The sequence below is a fragment of the Gordonia effusa NBRC 100432 genome, from assembly GCF_000241305.1.
Lineage (GTDB): Bacteria > Actinomycetota > Actinomycetes > Mycobacteriales > Mycobacteriaceae > Gordonia > Gordonia effusa.
In genome coordinates this window covers 23494-35829 of record NZ_BAEH01000032.1, presented here as the reverse complement: position 1 = coordinate 35829, position 12336 = coordinate 23494, and the positions used below count along the sequence as shown (strand labels likewise).

Here is a 12336-nt window from a genome sequence, read left to right as displayed (position 1 = left end):
GGTCGCCGCCTGGATGTTCAACCACGGCCAGTGCTGCGTAGCCGGCACTCGCCTGTTCGTCGAGCGCCCGATCTTCGACGAGTTCACCGCTGCCGTCGCCGACGCCGCGTCGAAGGCGAAGATCGGCCCCGGCCTCGACCCCACGACCGAACTGGGACCCCTTGTCTCCCAAGAACAATTCGATCGGGTCAACAGCTATATCCAACAGGGTCTCGCCGACGGCGCTCGCGCCCTCACTGGCGGAAGCCGTTGGGGCAGTGAGGGATATTTCGTCGAGCCGACCGTGTTCGTCGACGTCAAGCCCGAGTTCTCCATCGTCGAGGAAGAGATCTTCGGACCGGTCGTCGCGGCTCTGCCGTTCGACGGCGAGGAGGATGTCACCAAGGCCGCCAACAACTCCATTTACGGTCTGGCAGCTGGCATTTGGACCAAGGACATCTCCAAGGCGCACCGCACGGCACGCGCGGTGAAGGCCGGTTCGGTGTGGGTCAACCAATACAACGGCTTCGACACCGCACTCCCCTTCGGCGGATTCAAGCAATCCGGTTGGGGACGTGAACTCGGCAGCTCGGCCGTCGATCTCTACACGCAGGTCAAAGCCGTCAATATCGCTCTCTGACAACCACTTCCACAACGTCAACTAAGGAGAACCCAGTGAAAACCAAAGCAGCAGTACTTCTCGAGGCCGGCAAGCCATTCGAAATCATGGAACTCGAGCTCGACGGCCCCGGTGCCGGTGAAGTGTTGATCAAATACACCGCGGCGGGCCTGTGCCATTCAGACCTCCATCTGACGGACGGTGATCTTCCGCCTCGATATCCCATCGTCGGCGGTCACGAAGGCTCGGGAATCATCGAAGAGGTCGGCCCCGGCGTCACCAAGGTAAAGCCGGGCGACCACGTCGTGTGTAGTTTCATCCCAAACTGTGGAACCTGCCGCTACTGTTCGACGGGACGTCAGAACCTGTGCGACATGGGAGCGACCATCCTGGAGGGCTCGATGCCCGACGGTTCGTTCCGATTCCACGGCAACGGAATGGATTTCGGCGCGATGTGCATGCTCGGAACCTTCTCCGAGCGGGCCACCATCAGTCAGCACTCGGTAGTCAAGGTCGACGACTGGTTGCCATTGGAGAAGGCAGTTCTGGTCGGTTGCGGTGTTCCGTCGGGCTGGGGTACGGCGGTGAATTCGGGTAACCTGCGCGCCGGCGACACCGCGGTCATCTACGGCATCGGCGGCCTGGGCATCAACGCCGTACAGGGCGCGGTGTCGGCGGGTTGCAAGTATGTCGTCGTCGTCGATCCGGTTGCGCTCAAACGCGACACGGCCCTGAAATTCGGTGCGACACATGCATTTGCGACCGCGGCCGAAGCTCAGGAGAAGGTTACCGAACTGACCTGGGGGCAGGGCGCCGACGCCGCGCTGATCCTGGTCGGCACGGTCGACGAAGAAGTCGTCTCGGCGGCCACCGCGGTCATTGGCAAGGGCGGAACAGTGGTCATCACCGGCCTGGCCGACCCGACCAAACTGACCGTCCACGTCTCGGGCACCGATCTAACTCTCAACGAGAAAACCATCAAGGGCGCGCTGTTCGGATCGTCCAACCCGCAGTACGACATCGTCCGACTGCTACGCCTTTACGATGCCGGGCAACTCAAACTCGACGAGCTGGTGACGCAGGAGTATTCGCTGGAGCAGGTCAACCAGGGTTACCAAGATCTGCGTGATGGCAACAACATTCGAGGAGTGCTGATCCACAGCTGAGTAGCGGGTGCTGACCTACCCGATGGTCGAGTGCCGGCCACCCGCTGGTCGAGTGCCGCCCCACCCCCGATGGTCGAGTGCCGGCCACCCGCTGGTCGAGTGCCGCCCCACCCCCGATGGTCGAGTGCCGACGAGCCTGCGAGTCGGTGTATCGAGACCCCGCAACCCAACGTCGAAAACCGTTGCACCGCAACATGGTTACGACCGTGAATAATCTCACCGGGTCTCGATACACCGGCAGCCTCGCAAGCTCGGCCACCGGCTCTCGACCAACGAAGGGAGTCGCCTTCACTCGACCATCGGAACGGCCACCACCCCCGGTGGTCGAGTGCCGACGAGCCTGCGAGTCGGTGTACCGAGACCCCCGCAAACCGACGTCGAAACTAGCCTGACTCAGTCCCGTAACGAATACGTCAGCACCGCGTTGCCCAACGACGTCACCGTCGAATCAACCAGCTTCAGTCGCGTGATCGGCACAGTCTCGTCAAAGAGCCGCCGACCGACACCGACGACCGGATGCGTCGTAAGCGTCAATACGTCGATCGCACCACCGATGAACAGGCTGCGGACGGTGTCAATGCCGCCGGCAACCGAAATCTCCCCGTCGGATCCATTCTCGCGCAATGCTTTCACATACTCCACCGGGTCACCGTCGATCGCGACGCTATTCCAATCGAGTTCCCCACTCAACGTCGACGACGCCACATGTTTGCGTACCGGATTGATGAAGTTGGCGAAGGGGTCGTCGTTGCCGGGCCAGTACTGCGACCACTCATCCCACAACTTGTGTCCGATGACTACATCGGTAACGCCGCCGATCGACGCGCCCATCAGCTCCCCCTCCTCGGCACCGAACTGGTCGAACTGCCATTGGTCGGGTGATTCGACGACGCCGTTTATCGAGTTGAACAGGTGTGCGGACACTTTGCGAGACATGGAATTCCTTCCGAGCGAACTGTTGTCACCGATACTGACCAACCACGCCAAGAAAACTCATCGCTGGGCGTTGCCAGATCTACCCCGGCAAGTCCACCCGACCGCCGCGCGGGCTGTGGAAGTCGTAGGCCGTCTCCGCATGCTGACCGTCGTCGATGCCGTCCATCTCATGCTGGCGTTCCGCGCGCAGTCCGATTGTGTACTTCAACGCCAGACCGATGATCGCGGTAACCCCAGCTGCGTAGGCGCACACCACGATCACTGCTACCGCCTGTCGCCACAGTTGGTCGAACCCACCTCCGTAGAAGAGGCCATCCACTCCTGCCGGAGCCGAGGAGCTGGCAACCAGACCGATCATCAATGTGCCGACCACGCCACTGACGAAGTGCACACCCACCACGTCGAGCGAATCGTCGTAGCGCCAACGGTATTTGAGTTCAATCGCATAAGAACTCACCGCGCCCGCGACGGCGCCGACGATAAGTGCTCCAATCGGCGTCACCGCCGAACACGACGGCGTAATCGCGACCAACCCGGCAACCACACCCGATGCCGCACCAAATGACGTCGGCCGACCGTGCCGATACTTCTCGACGACAAGCCAGCTGACCATCGACATCGCGCCCGCGCCAAGGGTATTCACCGCGATCAGCGCGGCCGAGCCGTTGGCGGCCAGTGTCGACCCGGCGTTAAATCCGAACCACCCGAACCACAACAGACCGGCGCCGAGCATGACAAACGGTAGGTTGTGCGGGCGCATCGGGTCCTTTGGCCAGCCGGCACGACGCCCTAACAGCAGAGCGATCACCAAAGCCGAAGCACCCGAATTGATTTCGACGACAGTGCCGCCGGCGAAGTCGATTGCCTTGAGATGCGACACAATCCAACCGCCGTTTTGACTCGTCATTCCGGGAGCGCTGAAGACCCAGTGCGCGACGGGGATGTACACCAGGGTTGCCCACAACCCGGCGAAGATCAGCCACGAGACGAATCGCATCCGGTCGGCCACCGCACCGGCGATCAGCGCGACGGTGACCATTGCGAATCCGGCTTGGAAGGCGACGAATAGGACGGCGGGAATGTCCCCGACCAGCGGCATATGGACGGTGTCAGCACCAGCTGGTCCGTAGTCGCCGAATAGTCCCCGCAACCCGGCAAAGGTCAATGGATTACCGATGACCCCGCCCTCGTCGGCGCCGAAGGCCAGGGAGTATCCGAAGACTACCCAGACGATCCAGACAATCGGAATCGCGGACAAACACATCATCATCATGTTCAGCACGCTCTTCGAGCGCACCATACCGCCGTAGAACAGTCCCAGCGCGGGTGTCATCAGCAATACCAATGCGAATGCGACAAGCATCCACGCGGTGTCTGCACCGTCGGGCGGGCCGATTTTCGGAAACATGGTCTGAGCACTCCTTCGCCAGTTTGAGCGACGAAAGTCTAACGGCTTGCCGATGCCGTTTGTGCAGCGCACACCACCAATGCCCGAATCGCGAAGTTGCCTGGCGCGGGACAGACCACGACAATTCCGACACCCGTGCGGCCGTCGGCGGGCAGACTGGGCGCCATGATCGTCGACGCCGAGCACGCTGGCACCCATTCACTCGACCGGTCACGGTGGGTCCGACTATTGCGGTTGGCGGCTGCCGCACTAGGTCTCGCCGCGCTCACCGCAACCATCGTCCAAGCCGGCGACACCTTCTCGCTCGCGAACTTCTTCAGCTACTTCACCGTGCTGAGCAACGTATTGACGGTCACGGTCTTCGCCGTCGGCGCGCTGTTCGCGCCGAAAGCTGGCTGGTTCCAATGGATCCGCGGCCTGACAACCACCTGCATGATCATTACCGGCATTGTCTACGCGCTCTTGCTGGCGAATATCGACGTCCAGCTCCAGACGCAATGGATCAACGACACCATGCACCGATACTTGCCGCTGCTGGTCCTGCTCGACTGGATCTTTGTCCGTCCTCGCAATCTTCCCAAGCGCAGTTGGTTGACTTGGCTCCTCGCTCCGCTCATCTATGGCGTGTACACACTGACGCGTGGACCGTTCGTCGATTGGTATCCGTATCCGTTCATCGATCCGCGCTCACCGGGATACGCCTCAATGACCATCTCGTTGATCGTCGTCTTCGTCGGGATGATTGGGCTGTCCGCCGGCGTGTACTGGGTTGGCACCTGGAACCGGCCCGTCGACTGATCTTGCCAATATCGCAAGTGACATTGCGCGCGACGCGAGTCGACCGTTAAATGGAAGCAGTCCAGTTCCACAACTCAGGAGTGCCATCACCGTGTCGTCATCAACGCATCACCACACTCACGACGCCAGCGACGCGACGCCGTCGGAATTCTGGGAAGAGTTCTATTCGACGGACATTCGCCCCTGGACCGGCAATCCCAACCAAGTACTGGTCGATGCCGTCACCTCACTTGACGACTTCGCCGGCACCACTGCCACCGATCTCGGCTGCGGCTCGGGCGCCGACGCCGTCTATCTCGCCCAGCAAGGCTTGCGGGTGACCGCGGTCGATATCTCCGCCGCCGCTTTGCAGCACGGGCGCGAGGCCGCGTGCACGGCAGGCGTCGACGATCAGGTCCACTGGCAGCAGATCGACCTCGACCATGACTTCCCCTCCGGCAGTTGGGATCTCGTCACCACTAGCTACTTGCATTCACCAGTGGAGCTCGGTCGATCGCAGATCCTGCGCAAAGCCGCCGCCGCGGTGAACCCCGGTGGCGTGCTGATCATCATCGGCCACGACGGCGTTCCGCACTGGAACGCCGACGCCCCGGACGACTTCAACTTTCCCTCGGTCGACGACGTCCTCTCCGAATTGGATCTCGACGACGAGTGGACAATAGCGCGACGCGAGCTGCTCCCGATAACCATCGGCCGCCCCGACGGTCAGGAGATCGACCGAACCGACAGCTTGATCATGTTGCGACGCAGGTGAATTCTGCTCCCATACACGCGTGAAGCGCCGGGTAGCTCCGGGCTACCCCACAGCTATTTCGGGGTACGCGACAATTATTGTCGCGTACCCCGTTTCTGCTGTGGGGTAAACAGCCTTCCCGCGGGTATTCCTGCATAGACTGACCTCATGTTCCGCGCCACACCGGGAGAACTCCCCCTCGACGCCGCCACTGAGATCGGTGGCATTGATCTCCCGACTGGGCGCCAGATCACCGCCGACGGGGCCGAGGTCGCGAGCGCGTGGGTGACCACCTCCATCCTGCCCGTCGCGCAGCTAACCGAACTGATTCACCGTTTCGTGGAGGCGTTCGAGCGGACTGGGTTGTGGCCGGTGCAAGTCGTCGGGCTCAGCGGCGGCCTGGAGCGTCCCTGGCTCGACGGTGAATTCCGCGGCCCGGACGACCGCACTATCGATGCGGTATCCATCTTCGACGGCTCATGGCGCGCCGCCCTCTACCCCGACCTTGACTTCAGCGCCGACGACGAATCCCTTTCCCCCGCACCGTTTCACACCATGGCCGACGCAGTCGATGGTGCCGATCTGACCGCAGCGGACATCGTTGTGGATCAGCCCGCGGCACTACTGCTGGTTCCGGTTGATCGTCCTGCCAACGTCCCCAAGGTTCTCGGCTGGTTCGGCGCGACCAATCTCGACCTCGTCGGAGAGCCCGTCTCCACGGTGCTGCGTTCCTGGGAGGATCGCTTCGGCGCGACGCTGGTGGCAATGTCCTACGACACCATTACCCTTCAGGTCCCGCGCGCACCTCAGTCGGGCGAGCAGGTGGAACGGCTGGTTGCCGAGCACTACGCGTTCTGCCCGGACAATATCGACCAAGGCATGGAAGCCGAGGACTACGCCGAATTCCTGCCCGACTGGGAAGGCTGGGCATTCTGGTGGGACTGATTGGCCTCGCCGTGCACGATCCTCACCCACAGTCCGTGCTCGTCCCGATTGACCTGCGCGCGCATCCCATACACCTCATCGATTAACGACTCGGTAAGCACATCCGACGCCGAACCGGTGGCACGAATACGACCGTCTGCCATGAGCACAACGTCGTCACAAAATGCGGCGGCCAGATTCAGATCGTGGAGCGAGACGATGGTCGTCGCCGCCAACGACGTCGACAGTCGAAGCACTTCGTATTGGTACTGCACATCGAGATGATTCGTCGGCTCGTCGAGAATCAGTACTTCCGGTCGCGAGGCGAACGCGCGGGCGATCTGCACACGACGACGCTCTCCGCCGGACAGACTCGAATACCGCTGATCCAGGCGGTCGGCGAGACCGGTAATCGACGCGGCACGCGCGACCGCTTCGATATCGGTGGATGACGCTCCCGACCACGACCGTCGATGCGGTAGCCGGCCAAGGTCGATCACTTCACGCACCGTCGGATTCAACTCGGTCGACTCTTCTTGTGCCACAAAGGAAACCCGCTGCGCCATCACACGCCGTCCGATCGTCGCGACAGACTGGCCCTCGAAGACTACCTCGCCCGAGGACGGTTGGCTGATGCCGGCGAGGATGCGCATGAGCGAAGACTTGCCAGCTCCGTTGGGGCCGATGATGCCCGTCACGCGACCCGGTCGCGCCTCCATCGAAATTCCGTCGAGTATCCGTATGCCGGCGGCCTGAAGGGACACGTCGGTTACCTGAATCCCCGATGCCGATCCGGAATGCGCTGTCGCACTGCGATTTCGCTGCCTCATCGCTCCCGCCCCATCGACCGGCCGCGCATCGCGAAGATCGCTATGAATACTGGGACGCCTACCAATGCGGTGGCTACTCCGACAGGTAGTTCTTGCGGCGCGATGACAACACGCGCCGCGGTGTCAACCCAGACTAGGAACACCGCGCCCAGCAGAGCGACGGTCGGCAACAGAAGTCGATGCCCCATTCCGACAACGGCACGCGCGATATGCGGCAGCACCAAGCCGACGAAACCAATTGCACCCGAAGTACTTACAATTACCGCGGTCATCAAGGCGGTCGCCAGCAACAGAATTGTGCGCGTGCGAGTCACATGCACCCCCAATGCTGCGGCGGCGTCATTGCCGAAAGTCAGGGCGTCAAGGTTGCCCGCATGCAATACGCAGACCAGCAATCCGAATCCCACAACCACCGCACATATCACCACCTGCGACCACTGCGCCGACGCCAACGACCCGAGCAACCAGAACAGCACGCCGCGTGTCTGCTCAGGGTCAGCCGAGGTGTAGACGATGAACGAAGTGAGCGCCGAGAAGAGCTGTGTAGCAGCCACTCCGGCCAGAATCACGGTGTCCGCCGCTCGGGACCCGGTCAGCCGTACCAGCAGTAGAACCAAACCGAACGCCGCCATCGCGCCGACGAAGGCGCCTCCGGCCATGCCAATAGCACCCGCGCCGACGCCAAGGACGACAACGGTTACCGCTCCGGTGGACGCGCCGGAAGAGACACCCAGGACGAACGGGTCAGCCAACGGATTTCGTAGCAAGGACTGCAGAACCGCTCCGCACAACGCGAGTCCCGCGCCGCAGACAGCGGCCAATACCGACCGTGGGAGTCTCAGATCCCAGATGATTCCCTGCTGTATGGGAGAGAGATCGGTTGTACCGAAACCAATTTCGGACCACACAAGTTGCCACACATCCCGTGCGCCAACCGACGACGAACCGATAGTCACCGCGACCGCAATCGAGATCGCCAGTATCGCTATGCCAACACTCCACAGTGCGAGTACCGACGGAATCCGCCGGACAAGAACAGCATTCACTTTGTGAAGCCGAGCCGTTTCAGGCCAGCGGCGACACTTTCGATGCCGTACACCGTTCGCAGCGACGGGTTGAGTTCGGCGCCCGTCACCGTGATGTAGCGCTTATTGCGGACCGCATCCATCTTCTGAGTGACCGGGTGCGATTCGAGGAATTTGATCTTCGCCGCAGCGGTCTCGGCAGACTGATCGCGGCGAGTCAGGTCGCCCAGAATCAGCACGTCCGGGTTCCGGCTAGCGACTTCCTCCCAATTGATCTGCGGCCATTCCTGTTTGGTGTCAGCGAAGACATTCCGCAGGCCCAGCGCCGTCGCGATGACGCCGGGCGCCCCGCAGCAGCCAGCCATATACGGCGACTCTGAGTTCGCGAACCAGAATAGCGCCGACTTACCGGATGTCGTTGTGCGTGAAGCCTTCGCCGCCCGGTCCTTCAAAGATGCGATGAGCTTCACCCCGGCATCGGGCACACCGGTTAGTTTGGCCAGCTCGGTGATCTCCCGATAGACGATGTCGAGCGTCATGGGTTCACTGCGGCTGCCGTCGCCGTCGTCGGCGATCTTGTTCTCACAGTCCGACGGAGACGTGTATGAAGCGATCCCGAAGTCCTGCAGGCGTTCTGGGGTGGTGACCGTCCCGGCGGGACCAACCGTGGACGTGAACGAGCTGGTAACGAAATCCGGCTCGACGTTCAACACCGCTTCCAACGACGGCCAGTTGTCAGCGATCCGTTTCACTTTCGCGTTGGCATCGGCGAGTGTAGGCAATACCGGATCGGTCCACGTTGCCGTTCCAGCGATTCGATCGGCCAGGCCCAACGAAAGAAGGATCTCGGTCGACGACTGATTAAGCGAAGCGATTCGTTGCGGCGGGGACTTGACGGTGACGTCGCGGCCGCAGTTGGCAAGAGTGATCGGATACCCTGCCGCCTCTCCTCCGGTTGAGGTGTCCGCGGTCTCAGCTCCGCAGCCGACTCCCAGCAGCGCAACAACTGCGAGCGGCAAACAGGTCAACATCTTTCGACGAAACATGACGATCCTTCGAGGCCGGGACTTGTTACGCGAAGTCCGCGATGTACCTCTGCGGCTGTAATCGCCCAGAGCGCCAGCAGGTCTTCGGACTCGGGGTCACCGGGCGTACACGCCTTCCCAGACATTGGTCCAGTGGCTCACTGTGCACGTCCTCGCCCACACCGCTGCGCGTCAGCCCCGGAATCACACCGGGTTCCCTACCCCACGGGTTGGCTGGCGCGGCTAATTCTAGCAGCGGGTTTGCGGTTGACCGCGAGCGGTCACAGTGGCGGCTCTTTACCGGCCGCCTGACTTGCTACCCGACTCCCAGGCCCAACTTCAGCTGCGCACACCATGTCGCGACCACCTGGGCCCGACGACGCGAATCGTCAGACAAAGTGTCGGCCAGTCCCAGCCCACGGGCAAGGTCGAGGGTGGCCTGCGCCAGCCGATGCGCATTCGGATTCTCACCGGTCGGATCTAGTCCAGCCACCGTGATTCGATGCGCGGCGCGCGCGAACTTCTCCTCACGGGGCAAGATCTGTTCGCGCAGAACAGCATCCGAAGCCGCCGCGGCCCATACCTGCAGCGCTGCCTTGAATGGCACGCCGGTGTAAATCTCCACCGCGCGGCCCACCACCGCGTCGACCCGGTCGGCGCCCGACGGCAATTGCGCCATCGGCTCTGCGATGCTGACCGTCAGTTGCTCGAACATCGCATCGAGTGTCGCGGTGATCAGCGATTCCCGCGTCGGGAAATGGTGTTGCGCCGCACCGCGAGACACACCTGCGGACTCGGCGACAGCCGCGACAGTGGTTGCCGCCCACCCGTTCGCCGCCAACATCTCGATGGTCGACACCAGCAATCGCTCGCGCGTCGCGCGCGAGCGGTCCTGCTGCGGTTCACGCACCGACGTCATCTCGTCACCCGCTGACATCCCAACTCGGTTTGCGTTTTGCGAAGAAGGCGGTCATACCTTCACGCGCCTCGTCGCTGCGGAATAGCCCGGCCGACTCTTCCGCACGAGCCGACGCCCGAGCGTCGAAATCAGCGAGCACTCCTGCGGTCGTCAATGACTTCGAGACCGCCAATCCTTGCGGCGATGCTTTTCGGATAGCGTCGAAGATCGAATCCGACTGGGCAACAAGATCTTCTGACGAATCCGCGCCAACGGTGACGAGTCCGGTCTGTTCGGCGACACGTTGATCGAACTTCTCACCGGTGAGAAAATAGCGGCCCGCTGATCGCGCGGTCATCTTCGGCAACAACACGACCGAAATCATAGACGGAGCCAACCCCAGTCTCACTTCGGTCAGCGCAAAAGTCGACGACGGGCCAGCCACCACCATGTCGGCGGCGCCGAGGATACCCAATCCACCGGCACGCACGTGACCGTCGATCACCGCGACCACCGGTTTGGGCAAGACGAGAATCGTCCGCATGAGCCCGCTCATCGCCGACGTCCCCTCGGCTGTTGCTTGCTCAGGCGATAGACCGCGTTTCAGCGCCTCACTGAGATCGGCTCCAGCACAGAAGGTTCCGCCGGTGTGCGTCAGCTTCACCGCCCGGACCTGTGCGTCGTCACGCACGCTCGCCAATGCTTCGGTAAGTTGCCCGACAAGGGTCGCGCTCAACGCATTGCGATTCGACGGCGAGTCGAGGGTGATGGTCGCAACGCCCGCTTCGACCGCGAGCTGAACGAGTTGTTCAGTCATGACCGCCGCCTCAGTACGACTTGGGCAGGCCGAGACTAGTCTGCGACACGAAGTTGAGGACCATCTCGCGGCTTACCGGTGCCACCCGAGCGATGCGCGCCAGGCTGAGCATCGGCGCCAGGCCGTACTCGGTAGTCAATCCGTTGCCGCCCAACGAATGCACGGCGTGATCGACCAGCGCGACGGCAGCCTCCGCGGCCGCGTACTTCGCCATATTCGCAGGCTCGGCCGCGCCCCAGTCGTCACCCGCGTCGTACAACGACGCCGCCTTCTGCATCATCAGTTTGGCCATTTCCAACTGAATCTTGCCCTGCGCGAAGGGATGTGCAATAGCTTGATGTCCGCCGATAGGCACCTTCCAGACAGTCCGGTCCGATGCGTAGGCGACGCCCTTCGCCAATGCGTAGCGTCCCATCCCGATAGCCGAAGCGGCCGCCATGATGCGTTCGGGGTTAAGTCCGGCGAAAAGTTGTGACAGCGCAGCGTCTTCCGATCCGACGAGGGCATCGGCCGGCAATCGCACATCGTCGAGGAAAAGCTGGAACTGCTTCTCCGGATTCACCAGTTCCATCTCGATTTGCGTGTATTCGAAATTCGGCGCGTCGGTCGGCACCATGAACAGCGCCGGTTTGAGTCGTCCGGTCTTCGAGTCTTCGGTCCGCCCGACGATGAGTACCGCGTCGGCCTGGTCAACGCCGGAGATGAACACCTTGCGGCCGTTGAGGATCCAATCCGAACCATCGCGGCGAGCAGTGGTCGTTATCTGGTGCGAATTGGAGCCAGCGTCGGGTTCGGTGATACCGAAAGCCATTGTCTTAGTTCCATCGGCGAGCCCGGGAAGCCACGTCTGCTTCTGTTCGTCGGTGCCGAACCGCGCGATGACATTGCCGCAGATCGCCGGAGAAACCACCAGCATCAACAGGCCGGTCCCAGCGGCCGCGATCTCTTCCATCACGATCGACAACTCGTACATGCCGGCGCCACCGCCACCGTATTCTTCCGGGAGATTCACCCCGATGAAGCCGAGTTTGCCTGCTTCCAGCCACATCTCATCGGTCTTGCGGCCGCTACGAGCACATTCGGCGAAGTATTCGTGGCCGTATTTTTTGGCGAACGCCGCGACTGCCTCGCGCAGAGCGACGCGTTCGGGGGTTTCGGGTAGGTAGGTCATGCGTTGT

The 12336-nt window shown here is 62.1% G+C and carries 13 protein-coding genes and 1 riboswitch; of the genes, 5 read left to right on the top strand and 8 right to left on the bottom strand.

What is annotated here, in order from left to right; translation table 11 throughout:
- Both GOEFS_RS04905 and GOEFS_RS04900 read left to right on the top strand, forming a co-directional pair.
- On the top strand, nucleotides 1–619 hold a 619-nt coding region (locus tag GOEFS_RS04905), incomplete at its 5' end, for an aldehyde dehydrogenase family protein (RefSeq protein WP_007316776.1).
- Nucleotides 620–654: 35 nt separating this feature from the next.
- A complete protein-coding gene (locus tag GOEFS_RS04900) occupies nucleotides 655–1764 on the top strand; it encodes an NDMA-dependent alcohol dehydrogenase (protein WP_007316775.1) in 1110 nt (369 codons plus the stop codon).
- Between the two features lie 393 nt (nucleotides 1765–2157).
- On the opposite strand, the gene GOEFS_RS04895 is transcribed toward GOEFS_RS04900, so the two are convergent.
- The gene (locus tag GOEFS_RS04895) at nucleotides 2158–2700 is read right to left on the bottom strand and encodes a dihydrofolate reductase family protein (RefSeq protein WP_007316774.1); all 543 of its coding nucleotides are present in this window, start codon (nucleotides 2698–2700) and stop codon (nucleotides 2158–2160) included.
- A 79-nt stretch (nucleotides 2701–2779) separates the two neighbouring features.
- Complete coding sequence (locus GOEFS_RS04890) at nucleotides 2780–4108, bottom strand: ammonium transporter (RefSeq protein WP_007316773.1); 1329 nt, start codon at nucleotides 4106–4108, stop codon at nucleotides 2780–2782.
- A gap of 165 nt (nucleotides 4109–4273) precedes the next feature.
- On the opposite strand from GOEFS_RS04890, the gene GOEFS_RS04885 reads away from it, so the two are divergent.
- The 3 genes from GOEFS_RS04885 to GOEFS_RS22325 all read left to right on the top strand — a co-directional run bounded on the left by GOEFS_RS04885 (nucleotide 4274) and on the right by GOEFS_RS22325 (nucleotide 6584).
- Complete coding sequence (locus GOEFS_RS04885) at nucleotides 4274–4906, top strand: Pr6Pr family membrane protein (RefSeq protein WP_007316772.1); 633 nt, start codon at nucleotides 4274–4276, stop codon at nucleotides 4904–4906.
- A 91-nt stretch (nucleotides 4907–4997) separates the two neighbouring features.
- Nucleotides 4998–5660 carry a class I SAM-dependent methyltransferase gene (locus tag GOEFS_RS04880; protein ID WP_007316771.1) on the top strand — a complete coding sequence of 221 codons (663 nt, stop codon included), beginning with the start codon at nucleotides 4998–5000 and terminating at the stop codon, nucleotides 5658–5660.
- A 147-nt stretch (nucleotides 5661–5807) separates the two neighbouring features.
- On the top strand, nucleotides 5808–6584 hold the full coding sequence (locus tag GOEFS_RS22325) for a DUF4253 domain-containing protein (RefSeq protein WP_007316770.1): 777 nt from the start codon (nucleotides 5808–5810) through the stop codon (nucleotides 6582–6584).
- Here the strand turns inward: GOEFS_RS22325 and GOEFS_RS04870 are convergent.
- From GOEFS_RS04870 to GOEFS_RS04845, 6 genes are all read right to left on the bottom strand, one after another.
- Nucleotides 6533–7393, bottom strand: a complete 861-nt coding sequence (locus tag GOEFS_RS04870; protein WP_007316769.1) for an ABC transporter ATP-binding protein — start codon at nucleotides 7391–7393, stop codon at nucleotides 6533–6535. The genes GOEFS_RS22325 and GOEFS_RS04870 overlap by 52 nt on opposite strands.
- Nucleotides 7390–8439, bottom strand: coding sequence for a FecCD family ABC transporter permease (locus GOEFS_RS04865; protein ID WP_007316768.1), 1050 nt, complete (start codon nucleotides 8437–8439; stop codon nucleotides 7390–7392). The genes GOEFS_RS04870 and GOEFS_RS04865 overlap by 4 nt, the downstream gene beginning before the upstream one ends.
- Nucleotides 8436–9464 (bottom strand): ABC transporter substrate-binding protein, encoded by a 1029-nt coding sequence (locus tag GOEFS_RS04860; RefSeq protein ID WP_007316767.1) that lies wholly within the window; start codon nucleotides 9462–9464, stop codon nucleotides 8436–8438. The genes GOEFS_RS04865 and GOEFS_RS04860 overlap by 4 nt, the downstream gene beginning before the upstream one ends.
- Nucleotides 9465–9522: 58 nt before the next feature.
- A riboswitch (cobalamin riboswitch) is annotated at nucleotides 9523–9697 on the bottom strand.
- 62 nt (nucleotides 9698–9759) lie between these two features.
- A complete protein-coding gene (locus GOEFS_RS04855; RefSeq protein ID WP_007316766.1) occupies nucleotides 9760–10380 on the bottom strand; it encodes a TetR/AcrR family transcriptional regulator in 621 nt (206 codons plus the stop codon).
- The gene (locus tag GOEFS_RS04850) at nucleotides 10367–11158 is read right to left on the bottom strand and encodes an enoyl-CoA hydratase family protein (protein ID WP_007316765.1); all 792 of its coding nucleotides are present in this window, start codon (nucleotides 11156–11158) and stop codon (nucleotides 10367–10369) included. The genes GOEFS_RS04855 and GOEFS_RS04850 overlap by 14 nt, the downstream gene beginning before the upstream one ends.
- Before the next feature lie 10 nt (nucleotides 11159–11168).
- The gene (locus GOEFS_RS04845) at nucleotides 11169–12329 is read right to left on the bottom strand and encodes an acyl-CoA dehydrogenase family protein (RefSeq protein ID WP_007316764.1); all 1161 of its coding nucleotides are present in this window, start codon (nucleotides 12327–12329) and stop codon (nucleotides 11169–11171) included.
- Between the last annotated feature and the right edge of the window lie 7 nt (nucleotides 12330–12336).